The organism is Acetobacterium tundrae (genome assembly GCF_008086615.1).
GTDB classification, from domain to species: domain Bacteria; phylum Bacillota; class Clostridia; order Eubacteriales; family Eubacteriaceae; genus Acetobacterium; species Acetobacterium tundrae.
This window is the reverse complement of the sequence record NZ_RXYB01000014.1, coordinates 1-25,158: the sequence shown is the minus strand read 5'-3', so window position 1 is coordinate 25,158 and position 25,158 is coordinate 1. Positions and strand designations below refer to the sequence as shown.

The following is a 25,158-nucleotide window of genomic DNA, read 5'->3' as shown; positions in this document are numbered from 1 at the left end:
TTATTGCTAAATCGTTTAAAACCAAAGATTTAATTGTTCTTTATTTTGAATAGCCCCTAAAACCCGATCATCGAGATCAGGGATGGTTTTACGAAGATCCTTAATCATGTTTTTGATATCTTCCCGTTTAGTGAATCCATTGGCGGGACAGGTGCTTTCGATCACGGGAAGATTTTTTATTTTAAAGTAACTAATGATATCCCGCTCTTTAACAAAAATTAAAGGACGGATAAGAGTGATCGCTTTTCGATCCAAATAGGTCACCGGGGAAAAAGTATTGATTCTACCCTCATAAAAGAGACTGAGAAAAAAGGTTTCAATGGCATCATCGGCGTGGTGTCCAAGCGCAATGGTTCGGCAGTTTTGTTCAAGAGCTAAGTTGTGGAGAGCGCCGCGCTTCATTCGCGCACAAAGGGAACAGGGATTTTTCTCGTGTCTTTCCTTAAATACAATAGGACCGATAGCTGTTTTTTTTATGGTGTAGGGTACATCCAGACTTGCACACAAAGCAACTAAGGGAGAAAGATCCATTCCGCCAAAACCCATATCTAAAGTGATTCCTTCAAGTTCAAAAGGAACCGGAGAAAAGGTCTGGAAGCGTTTCATCGCAACTAGGAGAGCGGTGCTGTCCTTACCGCCGGACAAACCGATGGCGATGCGATCGCCAGGTTTGATCATTTCGTATTTTTCGACCCCGCGACGAAGCGGTCCAAGAATTTTTTTCATAAAGATTCTCCTGTTCATTCAGATGTCCGATACAATTATTTTTGGTTGGGTTGCTTTTCAACCCTTGTCAAAAAATTCTTTCGAAGGTACAATAAATAGCAAAAGACATCCTGGGGTTATTTTAACATTTAATGAGAGAGATTAAAAGGGGATTATCTTTTATAAAGCAGTCATTTAATCAAATTATTGATTCAATTAAAAATTCAGGAGGAAAAAATTGGCGTTAATACAAAGCTTTTATATTAATAACAGAAAAAAAGTTGGCGAACAGCAGGAAAAAAACAGCATTGCTATAGTGTTTTCGGGCAGAGCAGTTGAGATGTCTTTGGACGAAGACTATCCTTTTTTTACCAGCAACAACTTTTATTATCTAACCGGTATTAGGGAACCCAATGTGGTTTTGATTATAAAAAAAGATATGGATGGCCTTGTAACCGAGAAATTATTTATCGAAGAAGCCGATCCGTTTAAGGAGAAATGGGTTGGGAAAAAAATTGATAAAGAACAGGCGCAAATATTATCGGGTATTGAAATAATTGACTACAGCAAAAATTTGGCAAAAGAAATAGGCGAAGTTGACTCGTCCAAGTTGTTATATTTTGATTTTAAAATACCTGAACATCAGAGTTTTAAAACTAAAGATAAAAATGTTCAGAAGTTTTTAAAACAATGCGAGTTAAAGGATTTGCACCCGATCCTTGCAAAGATGCGGATGATAAAAACACCCGCAGAGATTGTGGCAATAAAAAAAGCCAACGCCATGACAAAAGAAGGCTTTAAAGAAATGCGGACGTTGATTAAGCCTGGTATTTATGAATACGAACTCGCTGCCTTTTTTGAATATTTTCTAAAAAAAGCAGGCGCCGATGGACTGGCCTTTGAAAGTATCGTGGCATCAGGAAAAAATGCCACGACTCTCCATTATGTGTCAAATCACGCCAAACTAAAAGCTGGAGACCTGATTCTTTTTGATCTGGGAGCAAGAGTTAATGGTTATTGCGGAGACATTAGCCGAACCCTTGCTGTGAGTGGAGAAATGACATTTATCCAAGAAAAAATAGTTCGCATGGTAGAATCTGTACAGAAAGAAATGTTTTTGGCCTATAAGCCTGGAGCGGTCATGAAAAAGCTCCAAGGATTAGCAAAAGATTTGTTTCTGGAAAAATGCTGTGATGCCGGCTTTATTCCTAAAGATAAGGATATCACTGAATTTTACTATCATGGAATTGGCCATTCTTTAGGTTTGGATACGCATGATTTGTGTCCCGCTGGTGATTTGGTCTTAGAACCAGGCATGGTTTTGACCGTGGAACCCGGTTTATACATGGATAAGCTTGGCATCGGGGTTCGGATTGAAGATGATGTTGTGATCACGGAGAATGGTTGTGAAGTATTTTAAAAAAAACATTGACATCGGAAAAGTTGAAGTGTATCATTTAAAAAAGTAATTGAATATTTACCTATCCAGAGAGGTGGAGGGACAGGCCCTATGAAACCCGGCAACCAGCGCAAGCATGGTGCCAATACCTGCGAATTTCTGCAAGTTCGCAATGATGGGATTTAATGTAAATCAAAAAAACCTCGTCAAAAGACGAGGCTTTTTTGATATCGGGTAAATAGACGTTACATTATTATTCAAAAGGAGAAACAGATGAAAAAATTATTTACCTCGGAATCCGTTACCGAAGGGCATCCAGACAAAATGTGCGACCAGATTTCAGATGCGGTACTCGATGCTATTTTTGAACAGGACCCGACAGCTCGGGTTGCCTGCGAAACGATGGTCACGACCGGTTTAGTGGTGGTTGCCGGTGAAATTACAACATCCTGCTATGTAGATATTCCCAAAATCGTGCGTAATACGGTTCGAGAAATTGGGTATGACCGTGCGAAATATGGTTTCGACTGTGATACCTGTGCAGTTATTACCAGCATTGATGAACAATCCGGTGATATCGCAATGGGTGTTGACGAAGGCTTAGAGTCGAAAAATGGGGAAGGTGACGAACTGGACCTGTCTACCGGAGCGGGAGATCAGGGCATGATGTTTGGTTTTGCCTGCAATGAAACCCCAGAATTGATGCCAATGCCAATTTCATTGGCGCATAAGCTGGCCAAACGTTTATCCGATATACGAAAAGAGAAGCTGGTTAATTATTTACGACCAGATGGAAAAACTCAGGTAACTGTTGAGTACAATGATGGGGTTCCAACCCGAATCGATACGATTGTTATTTCCACTCAGCACAGTGTTGATGTTGCCTTTGAGACGATCCAGGAGGATATGATTGAAAAGGTCATAAAACCGGTGATTCCGGCTGAATTATTGGATGATGATACCAAATACTTTATCAATCCCACGGGACGATTTGTGATCGGCGGACCACAGGGAGATTGCGGTTTAACCGGCCGAAAGATTATTGTCGATACTTACGGCGGTTATGGCCGACATGGCGGCGGTGCTTTTTCAGGAAAAGATCCGACAAAAGTGGATCGTTCGGGAGCATATGCAGCGCGACATGTTGCCAAAAATATTGTTGCGGCAGGTTTGGCGGATAAATGTGAAGTTGAACTGGCTTATGCCATTGGCGTTGCGAGACCAGTTTCCATTCATGTTGATACATTTGGAACGGGGAAAATATCAGAAGACAAAATCATTGAATTGATTAATAAATATTTTGATCTCAGACCGGCGGCCATTATTAAAAATCTTGGCCTGCGGGCTCCGATTTATAGACAAACAGCGGCATACGGCCACTTTGGACGTACCGATATTGATTTGCCATGGGAACGACTTGATATGGTCGAAAAGCTGAAAAGTAATTTGTAAAAAGTTGTAACAAATTCGTCCTGGAGACAAGCGTAAATCGTTGTCTGCTACATGTTCGGACCGGCGGCCGGTTCGTCATCATGCAAACAATTGATGTTACGATTGTCTCCAGGACTTTTACTTTATCAAAAGGTTTGAAGCAATACTAAAAGTTTTCAAGAACAATTCGAACTGAAAAAACGAAGGATCCATTTCAGTTTCAGACAAAATATTTAATATTTCGATTGTTTCCTGTTTTAATATCGCCCCTCATATGTTACAATACAATTGTTACAAAAATAATATGATTATTAAAAATTCAGATATTTTTATAAAAAATATAAACGAATAATAAAGGGGTAAAATGAAAAAACAGAAAATCATATCAGGGATAATTACTGGTTCGTTGGTTTTGGCATTTTTGGCAGTACCCGTTAATGCTACTTCTCTGACTGATCAGTTGGCGCAAAGCAATGCCCGACAAGCGGATGCTAAATATCAGGTTGATATGACTCAAAATACGATTGATGGTATTCAAACAGAGATTAGTAAAGTAAATACTGAAGTCAGTCAGATCAGCAGTCAAATTGATTCAATCAATACGGACATTTCAGCTTTAGAAGCAAATATTACAAAAACCCAGGAAGAATTAGCGATAGCACAGGCGAAAAAAACCGAGCAGGAAGCAGCCATGAGTGAGCGTGTGCGAACCATGTACATGTATGGCAATGGCAGTGTTATTGAATTCCTGTTCTCATCGACAGATTTCTCGGATTTTGTAACAAAATTGGATATGTCTCGTTATATTATTCAAGCCGATCAGGATTCGCTCAATGCTCTTGCCGAAACAGAAAAAGTCATTGATGAAAAAGAACAGAGTATTCAAGCCGATCAATTAGCGACGGTTGAGAAAAAATCGGAACAAGAGGCGGCACTGAGCCAACAAGAGGATGTGAAGGCACAAGAAAATCAACTGTTGGCACAAAATCAAACGCAATTAACTCAATATCAGGATGAAGTTAATGCTGAAGCAACAACCTCATCTGACATTGAAAATCAAATTCAGGCCTATTATGCAGCACAAGCAGCACAAGCAGCACAAGTTGCTCAGAATAATACGGCAAACAATGGTGCTACCGATAATTCAAGCAGTGGTTCTGATAATACCGGCAACAGTTCCGGTGATGGCGCAAATGAATCTGACGGCGGAAATACTGGTAGTTCAGATAACAGCGGATCAACAACCCCGCCAAGTTATTCAAGTGGGTATCAGTGGCCTATCAATGGAGAAATCACCAGTCCATTTGGGTATCGTGATGATCCCAATGATCCTGGCTCATCGGAATTTCATGCTGGCGTTGATATAGGAGCTTCTACAGGAACACCGGTTCCATGTATGGGAAATGGAACGATAATTTCTGCTGGTTGGAACGGTGGTTATGGCAATTGTGTTATTGTGGATGTTGGAAATGGATTAGCTGCAGTTTACGGTCATCTGAGCGCTATTTATGTTTCATCAGGTGATTCGGTTAACATAGGACAAACAATCGGTGCGGTGGGAAGTACCGGAGATGCCACTGGTCCGCATCTTCATTTTGAAATAAGGCTTTCCGGAACGCCTGTTAATCCATACAATTATTTTTAAATAATTGTGGTTGAGAATGAAAAAAGAGAAAAGATTGGGACAGAAAAAACCATCTTTTCTCTTTCTTTTATATTCTTATACAATTTAGATGGAATAAGTTGCATTTGTTATAAAAATAAAAAAAGTATGCTAAAAAAAAAACCAGAGTTTAACACTTAAACGAAAACAAAATCCTGAAAAGTCTTGATACAGTTGACTTTGCAGGATTTTATTTGATGTAAAACTGTCAAAGACCCGAAACTCAAAAAGTCTTTAAGAACAATTCGAAGTGAAAAAACATAGGATTCATCCATGTTTCAGATAAAATATTTTTAAATATTTCTATTGTTTTCGGTTTTAATATCGCCCTTCATGTGTTATAATACAATTGTTACAAAAATAATATGATAAATTAAAATTCAGATAGCTTCATAATGATTAAAAAGTTGTGAAAAAAAGGGGTAAAATGAAAAAACAAAAAATCATATCAGGGATAATTACTGGTTCGTTGGTTTTGGCATTTTTGGCAGTACCCGTTAATGCTACTTCTCTTACTGAGCAGTTGGCACAAAGCAGTGCACGGCAAGCAGCTGCTAAATATCAGGTAGATATGACTCAAAATACCATTGATGGTATTCAAACAGAGATTAGTAAAGTTAATACTCAAGTTAGTCAGATCAGTGGTCAAATTGATTCAATCAATACGGACATTTCAGGTTTAGAAGCGAATATTACAAAAACTCAGGGAGAATTAGCGATAGCAGAGGCGAAAAAGGCCGAGCAGGAAGCAGCAATGAGTGATCGGGTACGAACCATGTATATGTATGGCAATGGCAGTGTCATTGAATTTTTGTTCTCTTCCACTGATTTCTCGGATTTTGTAACGAAAGTGGACATGTCTCGTTACATTATTCAAGCCGATAAGGATTCGTTGAATGCTCTTGAAGAAACAAAAAAAGTCATTGATGAAAAAGAACAGAGTATTCAAGCCGATCGACTAAAGACAGTTGAGAAAAAGACCGAACAGGAAGCTGCGTTAAGTCAACAAGAAGATGTGAAAGCACAGAAAGATCAATTGCTGGCGCAAAATCAAACGGTCTTAACAGAATATCAAGCAATTGAAGATTCTGAAGCAGCAACTTCATCCGACATTGAAAATCAAATTCAGGCTTATTATGCAGCACAAGCTGCGCAGGCTGCACAGGTTGCACAGAATAATACGGCAAGCAGTGGTTCTACTGATAATTCAAGCAGTGGCTCTGATAATACCGGAAATAGCTCAGGTGATGGTACTGAATCTGGCGGCGGAAATACTGGCAGTACGGACAATGGCGGATCAACAGCACCTCCAATTTACTCAAGCGGGTATCAGTGGCCTTGCGGAGGAGAAATTACCAGTCTCTTTGGAAATCGTGATGATCCACTTAGCCCTGGCACAATCCGATACCATTCTGGTGTTGACATAGGAGCTTCTTATGGAGCAGCTATTGCGTGCGCAGGTAATGGAACGGTTATATCAGCAGGATGGAACGGTGGTTATGGCAACTGTGTTATTGTGGATATTGGAAATGGATTATCAGCGGTTTATGGACATATGAGTTCGATTAGTGTTTCGGGAGGCGATACTGTCAGCATGGGACAAACACTTGGTGCGGTAGGAAGTACCGGAGATTCTACTGGGGCGCATTGTCATTTTGAAATGCGACTTTACGGAACAGCAGTTGATCCATACAATTATTTTTAGTGAAAATTACAAGTGAAAATTAGATAAAGAAAAAGAGAAAAGATTGGTCCCAAAAGAAACCAACTTTTCTTTTTTTTATGGGTTTAATTTATTCTGAGAAGCTTTGATCAAAATAAGTTACATTTGTTACAAAAAATTTATTTTTTTAATGAAATTAATGAGAAAGTATGCTAAAATAAATACATTAATTAGCAAGCGCCTGATTTAGCAGCAAATGATGAAAGCTGGCAAAATTAGAAGTCTTTCACATTCCATCAAAATAGAACTAAAATAACGAGAGTTTACTAAAAGAGCATTAAGATATAATGTAACTTGATGTGTTAAAATGTCGTGCAAAAATGAATACGGATGGTATGCATCCTGGGAGTGAAAAATAGAATATGATAGAATTTAAAAATGTAACCAAGAGTTATGAAAAAAACAAGAGTGATGCACTCAAAAATGTGAGTTTGTTTATTGACAAGGGAGAATTTGTGTTTCTTGTTGGTCGGAGCGGAGCAGGTAAGTCGACATTTATTAAGCTTCTTTTAAGAGAAATAGAGCCAACACAAGGTTCGATTTTTATCAACAACTACAATATTGCCAATCTTTCAAAAAGAGAGATACCATTTTTGAGACGCAAAATGGGCATTGTTTTTCAAGATTTCCGTCTTTTAGAAAATAAGAGCGTGTTTGAGAATGTCGCTTACGCGATGGAGATTATTGGAAAGTCAGAAAAACAGATACGTAAGCGTGTACCGTTAGCTCTGGACATGGTTGGCCTATCACATCGGATCAACCATTATCCGCATGAACTTTCAGGAGGTGAGCAGCAACGCGTGGTTATTGCCAGAGCGATTATTAATAATCCAACTATCCTCATTTGTGATGAACCGACCGGAAACCTGGATCCTGAAACTTCATATGAAATTATTAGTATTTTAGAAGAAATAAACCGACGTGGAACGACAATTGTAGTGGTTACGCATGATCGCGAGATCGTTGATGTTATGAAAAAACGCGTATTAACCCTGGAAGATGGTGCGCTCACAGTTGATGATGCAATAGGTAGGTACGGATATGAAGTTTAGTTCAATAAAAACAATGCCCAAAAATGTTGTTCGTGATACGTTAAAAAGTATTGAACGAAATAATCTGATGAGTGCGGCATCAATATTATCTGTTATTGCCGCTTTGATTATTTTAGGTATTTTTTTAATTTTAACCATTAATGTTTCTGAATTAACAAAAGACGTAGAATCCAGGCTTGAACTTAAAGTTTTTCTTCAATCTGATTATACAGATGCCCAAAAGCTTACGGTTCAGCAGGCACTAGAAGATAGTGACATGATTGAGAGTGTCACATTTGAGAGTTCACAGGAAGCATTAGATAAATTTTCAGCAAGTCTGGATCAGTATTCATCGCTTTTAAGCGGTTATAATTCTCAAAACAACCCAATGCCGGCATCCTTTATCATTCATGTTAAAGACCCAAATGATCTTGAAGCGGTTCAAACCTTGGCAATGACGTTTAAAGATAAAGGTGTTGAATATGTGAAATATGGAGAAGAATATGTTCAGGTACTGGTGAACTTTAGTAACTTCACCAATACATTGAGTCTGGTCGTTCTGGTTGTTTTGTCCATCATCTCAATCTTTATCATCTATAACACGATTAAATTAACAGTATTTGCCAGGCGTAGAGAGATTGGGATTATGAAGTATGTGGGGGCAACCAATAATTATATTCGATCACCTTTTATTTTAGAAGGAACGTTGTTAGGTCTTATTGGCGCGATTGTTGCATTTTTGGTTATTCGAATCGCATACTATTATGTGTTGGGTCTTTTAAGCGGAAGTTCTTTTCTGCCCGTCGGTACAACTCTGGCATCACCTGATCTTGTAATGGGAAAACTCATCTACTTTTTTCTGATCTACGGAGGATTAATTGGAGCTCTTGGCAGTATATTTGCAATTCGCAAATTTTTGGACGTATAAAAAATGATTAAATTGAAAAGAAGTGGTTTGAAATCAGGAGGATTAGTGGGATGATTAAAAAAAGAATTGTATCAGGCATATTGGGGACCATCATTATGCTGGGCATTGTGGTTTCACCAGTTAATGCAGAGTCGCTTTCAGACCAATTGGCTGCCAGCAATGACAGAGCTGCAGCGGCACAGTATCAAATTGATATGACACAAACGACAATTGATGGCATAGAAACTGAGATTACAAATGCAAATGCAGAAATGAGTCGAATCAGCGGCGTGATCGATGGCATCAACACCGATATTGCAGCATTAGAAGCAAACATTGCGCAGACCCAGGTGGAGTTGGATGCTGCCGAAGCAAAACGGGCCGAACAAGAAACGGCAATGGATGAGCGTGTCCGTACGATGTATATGTACGGAAACGGGAGTGTCATGGAATTTTTGTTTTCTTCTACCAGTTTTTCCGATTTTGTTTCAAAGGTAGATATGTCCCGATATATTGTTGAAGCGGATAAAGAAGCATTAACTGCTCTGGAAGAAACGAAGCAGCTGATAGCTGATAAAAAAGCGAGCATTGAGTCAGATCGACTGGCAACGGTTAGCAAAAAAGCCGAACAGGAAACACAATTAGCACAACAACAGCAGGTTAAAGCACAAAAGGATCAGCTTGTTGCTCAAAACAAAGCGATCATAGCCCAGGCTCAAGCGGCTCTTGATGCTGAAACAGCTGACGCAGCAAATCTAAAATCACAGATTGCGGCAGAAGTAGCGGCAGCGAATGCAGCAAATGCTGCTAATGGTTCAACGACTGGCGGCAATACTTCCTTTGTACCTTCTGGTAATTACACATGGCCTTGCGGCGGCGAGATCACAAGCCCCTTCGGACCTCGTACAGACCCATACACCGGATACCACGAGGGAGTAGATATTGGTGCTTCTACCGGAACACCAATTTTAGCGATGGGTAATGCATCGGTTATTTCTGCTGGTTGGAACGGCGGTTATGGAAATTGTGTTGTTATCGACTTAGGTAACGGTATGCAGGCTTATTACGGTCACATGAGTCAAATAAACGTATCTGCCGGACAAACGGTTAATCGGGGCGATGTCCTTGGATTGGTTGGCTCAACGGGAAATTCTACCGGACCGCATTGTCATTTCGGAATCCTTGTTGGCGGAGATTTTGTCGATCCTATGGGTTACTTTTAAGAGTTTAAAAGTAAAATAGAAAATAAAGAACAGGAGAAAAGAATCGTGATTCTTTTCTCCTGTTATATTTTGTGCAAAAAACAATAAGTTGAAAAGTGCATCACTCACTTGAGACGGGTTAAGAAACACAGAAAAATTTAGGCCGCGCGTTTCTGGTGGCTATATTAATCGATAAGCAATGGCTTGTAAGGAGGAATATGGATAAGAAATTAAAGAAAAAACTAATTATTATTATTGCAGTGTTGTTGGTTCTCACAAATATTTTCACCTTTACGATGGCGACAACAGGAAACTATTTGTTGGGTAATAAGTTGATCGTAAATGTCGATAGCAAAGAAACTGCCAATGGAATAAAAAAGCTAATTGAACTAAAAAACAAAATTTCCGCAGATTATTATAAGGATACTGATGATAATACGATGATGGATGGTGCCATTAAAGGAATGTATGATAGCCTTGGTGATCCCTACAGCACTTATTTTACAAAAGATGAATACAGTGATTTCATGGAAATGGCGACCGGGGAATATGATGGAATCGGTGTTGTTGTGACACAAGATGACGAAGGTCATACCTCGGTGATTGCCTCGCAAAAGGGAACCCCGGCTGAGGCAGCGGGAATTAAAACCGGCGATCGGATTGTTAAAGTGGATGGAGAGGATGTCAGTACCATCGGTTCTGAGGCCGTGGTATCGAAGGTTAAGGGACCAGCAGATTCGAGCGTTTCGCTGACCATCCTCAGAGGTGAAGAAACAATCGATTTGGTACTGGTTAGAAAAGCCATTCAAGTCGAAACGGTTGGTTCACGGGTGATCGGAAATAAGGGTTATATTCAGATCAGTGAATTTGGCAATAATACCGCTACCGATTTTGACACCCAGCTTAACGCATTATTAGCACAAAATATTACCGGGCTGGTGATTGATTTGCGTAATAATCCCGGTGGTGGCGTACAACAGGCGGTGAATATTGCCGATCGATTATTGGGCCAGACAGTGGTTGTTTATACCGTTGATAAAGCAGGAAAGAAGACCGAATATAATTCGGATGCGACGCAGCAATTAGCTTTGCCGATGGTGGTATTGATTAATGAAGGCTCGGCCAGTTCTTCAGAGATATTGGCAGGGGCACTTCAAGATACCGGTGCGGCAACCCTTGTTGGAACAAAATCTTTTGGAAAAGGCATCGTTCAGGAAGTAATCAGTCTGGCTGATGGCAGTGGTATAAAAATCACGAATTCAGAATATTTTACGCCCAATGGCAATAGCATCAATAAAATTGGTTTGCAACCTAATGACGTCATTGATGCCAGTGATTATATGAAAAACAATGCTTTTACCGATGAACAAGACGTTCAATTGCAAAAAGCATTGGCAGATCTTGGTGGCACAAACTGATTTAATAAAAATGATCAATAATTGGTCGATTATTTAAGCACACCCGCGTGGTGTGCTTTTTATATTTAAAAGAAAATCGGAAATCTGAATTTCTTTTAATTTAGAAAGGTTACTAATTGCCATAAATAATATCCTATGGTAAGATAATAGAACGAATGTTCAGATCGTTGATTGGAGGGCGCTGATGAAAAAAATGAAAAACCCATTTAAGGTTGTTTCTGAATATGAACCAAAAGGTGATCAGAAAAAAGCCATTGAAGAAATTACAAAAGGGATAAAAGAAGGATTGAAATTCCAAACGCTGTTAGGTGTAACCGGCTCAGGTAAAACATATACCATGGCGAAAGTCATTGAAGCAGTCCAAAAACCAACCCTTGTGATTGCCCATAATAAAACCCTCGCTGCGCAGCTAACCAACGAATTTCGGAGCTTTTTCCCAGATAATGCGGTTGAATATTTTGTAAGTTATTATGATTATTACCAACCGGAAGCTTATGTGCCGCATGCCGATCTTTTTATCGAAAAAGACTCATCCATTAATGATGAAATTGATAAATTAAGGCACTCGGCCACCGCCTCGCTGTTTGAAAGAGGAGATGTCATAGTCGTGGCCAGCGTATCCTGTATCTATGGATTAGGCAGCCCGATTGATTATGAGAATCTGGTGCTTTCTTTACGTCCGGGAATGGAAAAAGATCGGGATGCCATCATCCGAAAATTAGTCGATATTCAATACACCAGAAATGACATTGCCTTCGAACGAAACAATTTTCGGGTCAGAGGGGATATTCTGGAAATATTTCCGGCAGCATCCTCAGAAAAAGCGGTGCGACTGGAATTCTTTGGAGATGAAATAGAACGGATCACGGAAATTAATACCCTGACCGGCGAAATATACGGAGAACTCAATCACGTATCCATTTTTCCGGCGTCCCACTATACCACAACTCCGGAAAATATTGAAAGAGCGATCGCTGAGATACAAAACGAATTGCGATTGCGGTACGATGAATACACGAAGAACAATCAGCTGGTAGAAGCTCAGCGTATTCTGCAAAGAACGAATTATGATATTGAAATGCTCCGTGAAATGGGATACTGCAATGGCATAGAAAATTATACCCGTTACATTAATGGGCTGCCGCCAGGTTCACCCCCCTACACACTCATTGACTATTTTCCCAAAGACTTTTTAATGATTGCGGATGAATCCCACGTGTCCATTCCTCAAATTGGCGGAATGTATGCTGGCGATCAAGCCCGAAAAAAGAATCTGGTAGATTATGGCTTTCGATTACCTTCAGCCTATGATAACCGTCCCCTGAATTTTCAGGAGTTTGAAGGAAAAATCAATCAGATTGTTTTTACCACCGCGACTCCCAGCAAATACGAAAAAGCGAACAGCCAGAAAATCGTCGAACAAATTATTCGGCCAACCGGCCTTATTGATCCGGAAATTACGGTGCGCCCGGTTAACGGTCAGATTGATGATCTGCTGGGAGAAATCAATGCCACGACAGAAAAAGGCAATCGCGTATTGGTTACCACCTTGACAAAAAAAATGTCCGAAGATTTGACGGACTATCTTAAAGAAAATGGGATCAAAGTTAATTATCTGCATTCAGATGTCGACACCATCGATCGGATGAAAATTCTTCGTGACTTACGTCTCGGTACTTTTGATGTGCTTGTCGGTATCAATCTTTTGCGGGAAGGTCTTGATCTGCCGGAAGTTGGCTTGGTAGCTATTTTAGATGCCGACAAAGAAGGCTTTCTGCGATCAGAAACCGCACTGATTCAAACGGTTGGAAGGGCAGCCAGAAATCTTGAGGGGCATGTCATCATGTATGCAGATAAAATGACACCGTCAATGGAGCGCGCCATCGGTGAGACGAATCGACGCCGGGCCATCCAGACCACCTACAATGAGGAACATCACATCGTCCCCAGCTCGATAAAAAAGGGTATCCGAGATATTATTGAAGCCACTAAGGTTGCCGAGAATCAGGAAACCTATGAAGTTGAAGGTCAGACCTTTGAGATTGAGAATAAGATTAAAGAATTGGAATTAGAAATGTTAAGCGCTGCCGAAGCCTTGGAATTTGAACGAGCGGCTAAACTGCGAGACGAAATTCATTGGTTGAAACATCTTAATAATTAGCAGCCATCGATTTAAGGAGAAACATGAAATTTATAGATATCAAAGGTGCAAAAGAGCACAATTTAAAAAATATCAGTTTAAAAATACCCCGGGATCAGCTGGTGGTTTTAACCGGAGTGAGCGGATCGGGGAAATCCTCCCTGGCATTCGATACAATTTATGCGGAAGGACAACGTCGCTATATGGAATCCCTTTCTTCCTATGCACGAATGTTTTTAGGCCAGTCTCAAAAACCAAATGTGGAAAGTATTGACGGACTGTCTCCCGCGATTTCCATTGATCAGAAAACAACCAATCGAAATCCGCGATCAACGGTTGGAACCGTAACAGAGATCTATGATTATCTGCGCTTGCTTTATGCCAGAATCGGGATTCCTCATTGTCCAAAGTGTGGGAAAGTGGTGGAATCCCAGTCGGTGGATCAGATTGTCGATGCCATTCTCACCCTTCCGCCAAAAACCAAGTTCCAGATTTTAGCGCCCATTGTCAGAAAAGAAAAGGGACAGCATAAAAAAATCATCGAGCATATTAAAAAAGAAGGTTTTGTGCGAATGATTGTTGATGGGGAACCGATGGAAGTTACTGACGAAATCAATCTGGAAAAGAACAAAAAACATACCATCGACGTGGTAGTGGATCGCTTGATTGCAAAAGACAACCTAGGGAAGCGTTTGTCAGATTCGATTGAAACAGCCTTGAAGCTTTCCGGCGGTCTGGTGATTTGTGATGTGATTGGGAAAGAACAGAAGCTTTTCAGTGAAAAGCTGGCATGCGCTGATTGCGGAATTGCCATGGACACCCTGGAACCCCGGACCTTTTCATTCAACAACCCCTTCGGCATGTGCCCGGATTGCCACGGACTGGGTTTTCATCAGCAGGTAGACCCTGACTTATTGATACCGGATAAAAGTTTATCAATTCCGGGTGGAGCAATTAAATTTTTTGGCTTGAAAAGCGATTCAAAATATTATTTTAATATGATAAAATCACTGGCGGAAAAACATCGATTTTCAATGGATGAACCCATTGAAAATGCCAGTCCGGAGTTTTTAAAGGCGCTGCTGTATGGCAGTGACGAGGTGGTGGAGATTGCCTATGAAGGAAAGTTCTCCGGAACCTATTCATCAACCTTTGAAGGTCTGATCAAAAATATGGAACGGCGCTATATCGAAACAACTTCAGAGCGGATGAGAAGCCTGATTGAACGGTATATGTCCGAAACACCCTGTCCGACCTGTAACGGCAAGCGGCTTAATCCGACCAGTCTGGCCGTGACCATTCATGGGAAAAATATCATTGAAATTACTGATATGTCGGTGGTGCAGTTACTGCCATTTTTCAAAACCCAGGAAATGACTTCAAGGGAAATCATGATTGGTAAATCAATTTTCAAAGAAATTGAAGCCCGATTGAGTTTTCTTAAAGATGTGGGATTAGAATATTTAACGCTTTCAAGAAATGCCGGAACTTTATCTGGCGGCGAATCACAGCGGATTCGCCTTGCTACGCAAATTGGTTCCGGTTTGGTTGGCGTCCTTTATGTTTTGGATGAACCAAGTATCGGACTGCATCAGCGAGATAACCGCAAACTGCTGGAAACTCTGCGTCGTCTCACCAATTTGGGGAATACCCTAATTGTGGTAGAACACGATGAAGAAACCATGCAGGAAGCTGATTATATTGTCGATATCGGCCCGGGTCCAGGGGTGCACGGCGGCGAAGTCGTCGCCCAGGGAACATTGGAAGAAATAATGGCGGTTCCGGAATCGGTTACTGGTCAATATTTCAGCGGAAAAAAGTCAATCCCCATCCCGTCAATAAGGCGGGATGGAAATGGTGAGCAGATAAAGATCATTGGCGCCCGGGAAAACAACCTCAAAAACATCGATGTTACGTTTCCATTAGGCAAATTCATCTGTGTTACCGGAGTTTCCGGCTCAGGGAAAAGCACGTTGATAAACGAAATTCTCTATAAAGAAATTGCTAAAAAGCTCTATCGGAGTTTGAAAAAACCGGGTAAATGCACCGGTATTGAGGGGGTCGAAACCATCGACAAGGTTATTGATATCGACCAGTCACCGATTGGCAGAACCCCCCGATCCAATCCGGCGACCTATACTGGCGTTTTTGATCTGATTCGTGATCTTTTTACCAAGACACCGGAAGCGAAAGCACGTGGTTATCAAAAAGGTCGATTCAGTTTTAATGTAAAAGGTGGACGGTGTGAAAAATGCAGCGGTGATGGCATTATGAAAATCGAAATGCATTTTCTGCCGGATGTTTATGTTCCCTGTGAAGTCTGTGACGGAAAAAGGTACAATCGGGAAACGCTGGAAGTTAAGTATAAAGGAAAGAACATTGCGGATATATTGGATATGACGGTTGAGGAAGCGCTGGAATTTTTTGCTAATATTCCCAAGATAAAAGACAAACTGCAAACTCTTTATGATGTCGGTTTAAGCTATGTTCGTTTAGGTCAGCCTTCGCCGCAATTATCCGGCGGGGAAGCCCAGCGGATTAAACTGGCAACGGAATTGAGTAAAAGAAATACCGGAAAAACATTATACATCCTGGATGAGCCGACAACCGGCCTTCATATTGCCGATGTTCATCAACTGATTATTGTTCTCCAACGCCTGGTAGACAGCGGCAGTACCGTGGTTGTCATTGAACATCAGTTGGATGTTGTAAAAGTAGCGGACTATATCATTGATTTGGGTCCCGAAGGCGGAGATGGCGGCGGCACTGTTGTTGTAACAGGAACGCCGGAAGAAGTTGCAAATGCACCTGAATCCTACACCGGACAATATCTGAAAAAAATATTAGCAAAGCGTTAATGCCTATTAATAAGATGGCTTTTAGCTAATTGTTGAGGCTGTTAAGCTACAAGTCCCGGAGACAATCATCAGTCATTGTCTCCGGGATTTGTTTTTGCGCGTTGTTTGGGCATAAAAATAAGTTAGACTTGCCTTAAAAAAACTTAAATAGATATAAAATCTAATTGACAATGGTTTTCAATTAAAGTATAATAAGACTAACAAATGAGGGATGGCAAAATAACCATATTACAATCATATATGGTGATGGCCGATCTTGATTTTGAGGCTTGAAAAAGACAATATGGAGGTGTTTATTATGTTTACATTAAAAGATTTAAAACCAGGACAAAAAGCTTGTGTCGGCGCTATTGCGGTTGAGGGTTTAATGCGACGTAAACTAATGGATATGGGTGTTACACCCGGCGTTGAAATTGAAGTTAATAAGACAGCTCCATTTGGGGATCCCATTGAAGTTCGACTGAGAGGCTATGCTTTAAGTCTAAGAAAAAAAGACGCCGCAAACATTTTAATGGTTCAGTAGCAAAATAGCCACCTTTTTCAAGGTGGCTTCGTTGTCTAAAAACAAAATACTATGCATAAAAATGGAAACGAGGAAAAATATGAAATTTAAGGTTGCCTTGGCGGGAAATCCAAATTCAGGGAAGACCACACTGTTTAATTGTCTCACCGGCAGTAATCTATACGTTGGCAACTGGCCGGGCGTGACAGTTGAAAAAAAAGAAGGAGATCTGAAAAATACTTCGGAAAAGATAACATTGGTGGATCTTCCAGGAATTTATTCATTGGCCCCCTATTCCATGGATGAAATTGTATCCCGAAATTTTCTGCTGGAAGAGCGTCCGGATCTCATTATTAATATCATTGATGCTTCAAACATTGAGCGGAATCTTTATTTAACAACCCAGCTTATGGAGCTGGATTGTCCGATGGTCGGAGCCCTCAATATGATGGATGTGGTGCAGAAAAAAGGCGTGGAAATTGATGCCGATGCGTTGGAAAAATTGTTCGGGTTTCCCTTTGTAGAAATATCGGCCCAACAGGAAACGGGGATTGATGGCCTGATTAAAATGGTTGAGAGGATCGTTAAAAACGATAAAAAACAGGAATTCCCAAAAATATTTCCGGAACAAATCAATGAAATATTTAAGGAATTTGAAAATTTGCTTCAGAACAAGTTTCCCAATGTGTTGCCAGACTATCCCAGAATTTTTCGGGCAGTAAAACTGATCGAAAAAGATGATGAAGTCCTGTCGAAGATTGATGATTGTTCGATATTATTGGAAGACATTGAGAAAACAAGAAAAAAGATTGAAGTGTTTTCCGGTAATGATGTCGATAGCGCCATTGCCGATTACCGCTACCGCTTCATTACCGCGACAATTAATCTGGCAACCAGAAAAACAAAAGAAAATGCCCAGCAATTTCAGGAGCAGCTAGATAAGGTATTAATGAATCGCTATGCGGCTTTACCCATCTTTTTTCTGTTTATGTTTATCATTTACTATGTATCCATTACGTTGGTTGGGCAAGTAACCATCGGCGGAATTACGTGGTTCATTAAGGACGTGCTGATTGTTAATATTGCTGCAGGACTGGGAAGTATCGGCGCCGCCGACTGGATCATTGCCCTGATAAATGATGGCATTATTACCGGGGTTGGCGCTGTTTTAACCTTTGTACCGCAGTTGATGGCGCTTTTCTTTTTTATCTCTATTTTGGAAGACAGCGGATATATGGCAAGAGTAGCTTTTATCATGGATCGGATTTTCCGACATTTTGGCTTATCAGGAAAATCTTTTATTCCCATGGTAGTTGGATTAGGCTGTTCGGTGCCGGGGATTATGGCAACACGTACTCTGGAAAATGAACGGGAACGGAAATTAACTGCGGTATTGACCCCGTTCATTTCATGTGGCGCAAAAATGCCGATCTATATTCTGATGGCTTCAGTGTTTTTCACAACAAATCAAACCTTGCTGGTGTTTTCCTTATACCTGATCAGTTTGATTGTGGTGTTCTCATCCGGCTTTATCCTTTCAAAAACCTGGTTTAAAGGGGCCGATTCAGGTTATCTTCTGGAGATTCCACCGTTTCGTTTGCCGAAAATGAAAAATACCCTGACTCAGGTATGGGAGCGAATCAAGGAATTCCTGGTCCGGGCAGGTACCATTATTTTTGCGGCCTCAGTCGTGTTATGGTTTTTACAAAACTTTACGCTAAGCCTTCAAATGGTACAATCTGCAGATGAAAGCATTTTAGCCACTTTTGGTAAAGTGATTGCCCCCATTTTTGCGCCATTGGGTTTTGGAAACTGGATGGCATCCGTTGCCTTGCTGACGGGGATAGCCGCCAAAGAAATGATTATCAGTACATTAAGTGTCTTGACCGCTGGTCAGGCGGGCGGCCTGACACTGGCAATCAGCCAGATTTTCACACCAGTATCGGCTTACAGTTTTGTCATCTTTATTTTGTTGGCATCACCGTGTATGGCGGCCCTGGCCACCATGAGAAAAGAGCTGGGAAACTGGCGAGACTTTTTTTTCGCAGTAGCATACCAACTTGGTTTAGCCTATATGATTTCTTTAATCATCTATCAGGTGGGGAGCAGAATATTTATTTAAAGGGTTTAGAGAGAAGGATTGAAAATGGTTACATGGATATTGGCAGCTTTAATTTTAGGCGCGGCCGGTTATATTATTTTTAAAAAGGTTAAGAAAATGAAATCAGGAGATTTTTCCTGCGAAGGCTGTAAAGGGGGAAGCTGCCCCGGTTGCAAGACGGGAACAGAATCTTCAGAAAAAGATAAGTGTTAATTGTCCCGGAAGAAATATCCGGGCAATAAAAATCCCCCCATCGTTTTAACGACGGGGGGATTTTTAAATGATGAAACTATGCAATAAAAACATTTGTAGCTTGTAAGCCACGATCAGTTTTTTCGGTGTCAAAAGTTACACGTTGTCCTTCAACAAGGTTTTTACGTCCGTCAGCAATAATTGCAGAGAAATGTACAAAGACATCTTCGCCACCATCTACAGAAATAAAACCAAAACCTTTTTCCTCGTTAAACCATTTTACTGTACCATTATTCATTTTAGGTACCTCCTACATTTTAATATAAATCGTGATGCAAAAAAGAAAAACACATATTTTTGAAAATCATCTAAACGTAAGAAATGACTTTCAAAAATATGTGAAATCAATAAATACACTTTAATTCTCTTTCAGTATATAGCAGATAAGAAGCTTTGTCAAATGGATTCGCGAATACTTTATTTCAGTTAAGACAAGTGCGAGAATCAGAAGGGTCTCGATAAAACGTCCGTCCTTGTTTCGGTCATGCTCAATCTTTAGCATAATGATAGAAACAAGGACTATGTTTTAAGCAGTACAATTCAGTCAAAAAAAGCAGAACTCAAGATTTATGTGATACAATACTTATTGAAGTCAATCGATTCATAATTTCGTTTCAAAAGCTCTTTTGCTTCCTTGATAATTTCTTTTTCTGAAATTGGAAGTCTTATCTCACGTATTTCGATAATTTTAAAAGGGTTGTCTTTAACCGTTTTAGTTAAAGTAAAACCACCGTAAATTTTCGGAACAATTTTCACTTCGAAATTGCCGAAAGAAACTAAGGTATTGTGGCCATCAAGGGTTATTTTTTCAAACATGGTAACACTTCCTTTCTTTAAAATCAATTGATGTTTAAATAGTATTACTATTATACCAAAGTTAATAGGGAAATAAACAGGAAAATATAAAAAAAAGATTATTTTAAGATAAAACAGCTAAGGTGAAAAAACAATGTATGATAAAGACAAATTAAAAGAACTGCCCCAGAGTCCGGGGATTTATATGATGAAAAATAATCAGGGGGAGATTATCTATGTCGGTAAAGCTATAAACCTACGTAATCGGGTGCGTCAGTATTTTCATTCTCCCCACAATCTTACATCTAAAACAGCGGTGCTGGTTTCACATATTGAAACAATTGAAACCATCGTAACAGATTCCGAAATGGAAGCGCTGATACTGGAATGCAATTTAATCAAAAACCATATGCCCCGATACAACATACTGCTGAAGGATGATAAAAGCTATCCCTGGATCAGAGTAACAATCAATGAAGATTATCCCAGAATTATGATGACCCGGGAATACAAAAAAGACGGCAGTAAGTATTTTGGCCCTTTTACCAGTGCGTTTGCCGTAAAAAACACCATTGAGGCGATATTAAAAATATATCCTTTGAAAACCTGTAATCGTCAGGTTGTTTTTGGAAAAAAAATTGGCCGACCCTGTTTGAATTTTCATATCGGTCAGTGCCAGGCCCCGTGCCGGGGAAATGTATCCATGGAAAAATACGGTCAGGATATTCAATCGATTTTAGATATTTTAAATGGTCGACACCCCAATCTGATTAAAATACTCAAGGATAAAATGAATTCAGCGGCAATGCGCCAAAATTATGAAGAGGCGGCAATGCTTCGAGATCAAATATCCGGTATTGAACATATTGTTGAAAAACAGAAAATTATATCGAATACCAAACAGGATCAGGACTTTATTGCGATGGCGATGGCAGACGATATGGGATGCGTTCAAGTATTTCATGTTCGGGAGGGAAAACTCATGGGACGTGATCATTTTTTCCTGGAAGGAATTGCCGAAGTGAAACTTTCTGAAATCATGGAAAGTTTTGTCAAGCAATATTATTCAAGCTGTGGATTTATTCCCCGAGAAATCATCTTAAGAGAAGCGATGGAGGATGAAAAAACCATTGAACAATGGTTAAGTCTAACTGCGGGAAAAAAGATTGAGCTCCATATCCCCCAAAGAGGAAAAAAAATTAAGATGCTGGAAATGGTGGCAGAAAATGCTGATCTTGCCTTGAAACAGCATTTACTGGAAAAACGACAAAAGGAAGAGCGGTCAAAAAGTCGTCTGGAGGGATTGGCGGATCTTTTAGAATTGGAAAAAATACCAAAGCGCATTGAGGCTTATGATATTTCCAATATCAGTGGAACGAATAATGTCGGCGGGATGGTCGTTTTTGAAGACGGTAAGTTAAATCGAAAAGCATGCCGCCGCTTTAAAATAAAGTCGGTTGAAGGCCAAAATGATTATGCAAGCATGCAGGAAATGGTGTTTCGCAGGATGGAACGAGCGATGAAAGTCCAGGAAACAAACACCTTTTTGCCCCTTCCGGAAATCATGATGATCGATGGCGGTTTGGGGCATGTCGCCGCGGTAGAAAGCATCGTTTCTCTCTATCCCGTGAGCATTGCTGTTTGCGGCCTGGTGAAAGATGACCACCATCGACTTCGGGGAATTTTTTATAAAGGTAGCGAAGTTGCTTTAAAAAAGGCAACGCCGCTGGGCGTATTTCTTTTTGAAGTATCAGAAGAAGTTCATCGTTACACATTGGGGTATCATCAGGTCCTTAGAAATAAAGAAATGCTGGCATCGCGGTTGGAAGAAATACCAGGAATCGGAAAAAAACGACGAGCGACACTCATGGCCCATTTTGGGAATATTAATAATATAAAAAATGCGAATATGGAAGAGATAATGGCAATCCCCGGGATGTCGGAAAAAACAGCCCAGGCAATATCTGAATATTTTCATCAGGATTAATGAAAACACTTTGATATGATTAAACTTTGAGGTAGAATAATTTGGGTAAATTAATAACCGATAGATCAATGAAAAGAGACAAGAAAAAAATGAATGGAAAAGTAAATTTAGATGATTTTTGCAAAGAAATGAATTTGGAAAAAATCTATTGCCAGACGAGTGAATTAGACTTGAGTGACAGCGGCATTAATCGACCGGGACTACAACTGCATGGCTATTATAATTATTTTGATTCAGATCGAATTCAGGTAATTGGTAAGGTTGAAGTGGCTTATCTGCTCGATCTTGATATTGAGGTAAGAAAGCAGCGAATTGATGATTTCTTTGCTTATGAATTTCCATGCTTTATTGTTTGTTGGGATTTGGCAGAGACAGACTTTTTTTTGGAGGCGGCAAAAAAATATGGGCGTATTCTGCTAAAAAGCAAAGAACACACCACTTCGCTTTTTTATCATTTGGTCAGCTATCTGGATGAGTTATCGGCGCCAACGGTCAGTCTGCACGGGGTCCTGGTAGAGGTGTTCGGTGTCGGTGTTTTGATTACCGGCCCCAGTGGAATTGGAAAAAGTGAAACGGCTCTGGAAATTGTGAAACGCGGCCACTGTCTGATTGCCGATGATGTTGTCGAAGTCAAACGGATCCGGGACAATCATCTAATGGGAACAGCACCAAAATTGCTGCAGCATTTTATGGAAATCAGAGGCATCGGGATTATCGATGTCAAAACTCTTTACGGTGCCAGAGCCGTTAAGCGTGTGGTGGAAATTGATATGGTCATTCAGTTGGAGAACTGGGATGATCGCTCACCCTATGATCGTTTGGGACTGGATGAAGAAAAAGTTGATATTCTGGGGATCGAAATACCCAAGGTCATGATCCCGGTATCAGGAGGCCGAAATTTAGCCTGTATTATTGAAACGGCAGCCATCAATAATCGCACAAAACAGTACGGTTATCATTCCGCTCAAGTATTCTGTGATCGGGTTGCCCATCAAAACGAACTTGAGGTCGAAAAAAGAGAATTGCAGAAAAAAGAAAACGAAGAGAAACAAAATACAGAAAAGTAAAACAGGGAAGGAAATTAAAGAAAAAATGAGAAATTATGTATTGGACGCACACACCCATACCTTAGCCTGCGGACATGCTTACAACACAATATTGGAACTAATTGAAGCTGCCGCAAAAAAGAATTTGGAAATGATTTGTATCACCGAGCATGGACCTGAACTTCCGGGAGCACCCACCCCGTTATTCTTTGCCAATTATCGAGTTATTCCCGGGAAATTGAATAATGTAAAACTGCTTAAAGGAATTGAGAGTAATATTATGGATGTCGATGGAAATACGGATATTCCGATGCCGTTTATTCAAAGATTGGAAATCATCTCAGCGTCATTGCATACCCCCACTTTTAAGCCGAAAACAAAAAATGAAAATACCAGTGCGGTATTGGGAGCAATTGCCAATCCAAATGTAGATTTTATCTGTCATTTGGGAAATCCAACGTATGAACTGGATTATGAAGTAATTCTTCAGGATGCCAAAAAGCACAATACCCTGATTGAAATCAACAATGGTTCATTTTTTGTTAGAAAAGGTTCCAAACCAAACTGCGAATGGATTGCAAACCGCTGCAAAGAATTGGAGATCCCGGTGATACTGGGAACGGATACTCACTTTGCAACAGATATTGGCGATTTCACCTATGTGGACAAGTTACTTGATGTGGTTGATTTTCCGGATGAATTGATCATCAATCTTGAGACAAAGCGTCTCATTGATTATTTAGAAAACAAAGGTCGAACTCTCTTTGCGGAAAAGATCGTCCAAGATTTGTTTTTGAAAAAGGATGAAACTGTGATAAAATAAAGATCAGGTCTATTTTAATGCGTGTTGGCCTGGTGGGTTAGTCACATTGATGATTAATATAAAAACTTAAGAAGAAAAATAAGAAGAAATAAGGAGCAATATGTTAGATAAATTAGACTTTTTGGCAGGACAATATGCTGAATTAAATAAAAAGATCAGTGATCCCGAGGTGATTGCGGATCAGAACCAATGGCGAAAGCTGATGAAAGAGCAATCACACATCGAACCAATCATTGAAAAATACAATGAATATTCGAAAACATTGACAGGCATTGAAGAGGCCAAGGAAATGTTGGCGGATAAAGATTCAAGCAAAGACTTCATAGAACTGGCAGAAGCTGAACTTGAAGAATTAACAGAGATAAGCATCCAACAGGAAGAAGAATTAAGAGTGCTGCTACTGCCAAAGGATCCCAATGATGACAAAAATGTTATTGTTGAAATTCGCGCTGGCGCCGGCGGCAGCGAAGCCGCCTTATTTGCCGGAGATCTGTTTAGAATGTACACCCGATATGCAGAGCGACAAGGATGGAAAAGTGATATCTTGAGTTCAAGTATCCCGGACATCGGCGGCATTAAAGAAATTATTTTTCTATTAGAAGGTAAAGGGGCCTACAGTCGATTAAAGTATGAAAGCGGCGTTCATCGTGTCCAACGGATACCAACCACCGAATCCGGCGGACGAATTCATACGTCAACAGCCACGGTAGCAGTACTGCCGGAAGCCGAAGATGTTGAAATTGATATTAGTGCCAACGATTTAAGAGTGGATGTTTACCGATCTTCTGGAAATGGGGGACAATGTGTCAACACGACCGATTCCGCCGTTCGGATCACACATCTGCCAACGGGTATGGTGGTAACTTGCCAGGATGAGAAATCACAGTTGAAAAACAAAGAAAAAGCCTTGAAAGTTCTAAAAGCACGGTTATTAGAAATAGAAGAGCAAAAGCAGGCAAGTGAAATAGCAAAAGACCGGAAAAGTCAGGTCGGTACCGGCGACAGAAGTGAACGGATCAGAACCTACAACTTTCCCCAGGGACGGATTTCCGATCACCGAATTGGGGTGACGGTTTATCAACTGGAAGCATTTTTAGATGGGGACATCGATGAAATGATCAATGCCCTGGTCACAAGTGATCAGGCCGAGAAATTAAAGCAACATTCCTAAAGCC

General features: G+C 40.3%; 20 protein-coding genes and 1 riboswitch. Of the genes, 17 read left to right on the top strand and 3 right to left on the bottom strand.

The genetic code is table 11. From position 1 onward, the window contains the following. Positions 1-15: 15 nt before the first annotated feature. Positions 16-726 carry a tRNA lysidine(34) synthetase gene (locus tag FZC40_RS11430; RefSeq protein ID WP_148604456.1) on the bottom strand — a complete coding sequence of 237 codons (711 nt, stop codon included), beginning with the start codon at positions 724-726 and terminating at the stop codon, positions 16-18. Between the two features lie 217 nt (positions 727-943). Between FZC40_RS11430 and FZC40_RS11425 the strand changes: the two genes are divergently transcribed. From FZC40_RS11425 to FZC40_RS11365, 13 genes are all read left to right on the top strand, one after another. Then, positions 944-2,125: a M24 family metallopeptidase gene (locus FZC40_RS11425; RefSeq protein WP_148604454.1), complete on the top strand. Its 1,182-nt coding sequence runs from the start codon at positions 944-946 to the stop codon at positions 2,123-2,125. 58 nt (positions 2,126-2,183) lie between these two features. Next, a riboswitch (SAM riboswitch) is annotated at positions 2,184-2,286 on the top strand. A 91-nt stretch (positions 2,287-2,377) separates the two neighbouring features. After that, positions 2,378-3,556, top strand: a complete 1,179-nt coding sequence (gene metK / locus FZC40_RS11420) for a methionine adenosyltransferase (protein WP_148604451.1) — start codon at positions 2,378-2,380, stop codon at positions 3,554-3,556. Between the two features lie 343 nt (positions 3,557-3,899). Beyond that, the gene (locus tag FZC40_RS11415; protein ID WP_148604449.1) at positions 3,900-5,180 is read left to right on the top strand and encodes a murein hydrolase activator EnvC family protein; all 1,281 of its coding nucleotides are present in this window, start codon (positions 3,900-3,902) and stop codon (positions 5,178-5,180) included. A 445-nt stretch (positions 5,181-5,625) separates the two neighbouring features. Beyond that, the gene (locus FZC40_RS11410) at positions 5,626-6,903 is read left to right on the top strand and encodes a murein hydrolase activator EnvC family protein (RefSeq protein WP_148604447.1); all 1,278 of its coding nucleotides are present in this window, start codon (positions 5,626-5,628) and stop codon (positions 6,901-6,903) included. 380 nt (positions 6,904-7,283) lie between these two features. After that, positions 7,284-7,973, top strand: a complete 690-nt coding sequence (gene ftsE, locus FZC40_RS11405; RefSeq protein ID WP_148604445.1) for a cell division ATP-binding protein FtsE — start codon at positions 7,284-7,286, stop codon at positions 7,971-7,973. Continuing rightward, positions 7,963-8,880, top strand: coding sequence for a permease-like cell division protein FtsX (ftsX, locus tag FZC40_RS11400; protein ID WP_148604443.1), 918 nt, complete (start codon positions 7,963-7,965; stop codon positions 8,878-8,880). Before ftsE ends, ftsX begins: the two co-directional genes overlap by 11 nt. 50 nt (positions 8,881-8,930) lie before the next feature. Further along, the gene (locus FZC40_RS11395) at positions 8,931-10,082 is read left to right on the top strand and encodes a murein hydrolase activator EnvC family protein (protein ID WP_148604441.1); all 1,152 of its coding nucleotides are present in this window, start codon (positions 8,931-8,933) and stop codon (positions 10,080-10,082) included. A 197-nt stretch (positions 10,083-10,279) separates the two neighbouring features. Then, a complete protein-coding gene (locus FZC40_RS11390) occupies positions 10,280-11,479 on the top strand; it encodes a S41 family peptidase (RefSeq protein WP_148604438.1) in 1,200 nt (399 codons plus the stop codon). 184 nt (positions 11,480-11,663) lie between these two features. After that, on the top strand, positions 11,664-13,640 hold the full coding sequence (gene uvrB / locus FZC40_RS11385) for an excinuclease ABC subunit UvrB (RefSeq protein WP_279233335.1): 1,977 nt from the start codon (positions 11,664-11,666) through the stop codon (positions 13,638-13,640). 23 nt (positions 13,641-13,663) lie between these two features. Then, entirely contained in the window at positions 13,664-16,477 is a 2,814-nt protein-coding gene (gene uvrA / locus FZC40_RS11380) for an excinuclease ABC subunit UvrA (protein WP_148604436.1), read from the top strand. Between the two features lie 298 nt (positions 16,478-16,775). Further along, positions 16,776-17,000: a FeoA family protein gene (locus tag FZC40_RS11375; RefSeq protein ID WP_148604434.1), complete on the top strand. Its 225-nt coding sequence runs from the start codon at positions 16,776-16,778 to the stop codon at positions 16,998-17,000. Between the two features lie 79 nt (positions 17,001-17,079). Next, positions 17,080-19,101, top strand: coding sequence for a ferrous iron transport protein B (gene feoB / locus FZC40_RS11370; protein ID WP_148604432.1), 2,022 nt, complete (start codon positions 17,080-17,082; stop codon positions 19,099-19,101). Between the two features lie 24 nt (positions 19,102-19,125). Next, positions 19,126-19,293 (top strand): FeoB-associated Cys-rich membrane protein, encoded by a 168-nt coding sequence (locus FZC40_RS11365; RefSeq protein WP_148604430.1) that lies wholly within the window; start codon positions 19,126-19,128, stop codon positions 19,291-19,293. Between the two features lie 76 nt (positions 19,294-19,369). Here the strand turns inward: FZC40_RS11365 and FZC40_RS11360 are convergent, their stop codons facing one another. Both FZC40_RS11360 and FZC40_RS11355 read right to left on the bottom strand, forming a co-directional pair. Then, on the bottom strand, positions 19,370-19,570 hold the full coding sequence (locus FZC40_RS11360) for a cold-shock protein (RefSeq protein WP_014356887.1): 201 nt from the start codon (positions 19,568-19,570) through the stop codon (positions 19,370-19,372). 329 nt (positions 19,571-19,899) lie between these two features. Continuing rightward, a complete protein-coding gene (locus FZC40_RS11355; protein ID WP_148568207.1) occupies positions 19,900-20,148 on the bottom strand; it encodes a hypothetical protein in 249 nt (82 codons plus the stop codon). A 133-nt stretch (positions 20,149-20,281) separates the two neighbouring features. Between FZC40_RS11355 and uvrC the strand changes: the two genes are divergently transcribed. The 4 genes from uvrC to prfA all read left to right on the top strand — a co-directional run bounded on the left by uvrC (position 20,282) and on the right by prfA (position 25,154). Further along, positions 20,282-22,114: an excinuclease ABC subunit UvrC gene (gene uvrC, locus FZC40_RS11350; protein WP_148604428.1), complete on the top strand. Its 1,833-nt coding sequence runs from the start codon at positions 20,282-20,284 to the stop codon at positions 22,112-22,114. Positions 22,115-22,203: 89 nt separating this feature from the next. Beyond that, a complete protein-coding gene (hprK, locus tag FZC40_RS11345; protein ID WP_148604426.1) occupies positions 22,204-23,181 on the top strand; it encodes an HPr(Ser) kinase/phosphatase in 978 nt (325 codons plus the stop codon). Positions 23,182-23,206: 25 nt separating this feature from the next. Beyond that, positions 23,207-23,983 (top strand): phosphatase, encoded by a 777-nt coding sequence (locus FZC40_RS11340; RefSeq protein ID WP_148604423.1) that lies wholly within the window; start codon positions 23,207-23,209, stop codon positions 23,981-23,983. Positions 23,984-24,083: 100 nt separating this feature from the next. Further along, positions 24,084-25,154: a peptide chain release factor 1 gene (prfA, locus tag FZC40_RS11335; RefSeq protein WP_148604421.1), complete on the top strand. Its 1,071-nt coding sequence runs from the start codon at positions 24,084-24,086 to the stop codon at positions 25,152-25,154. Positions 25,155-25,158 lie beyond the last annotated feature (4 nt).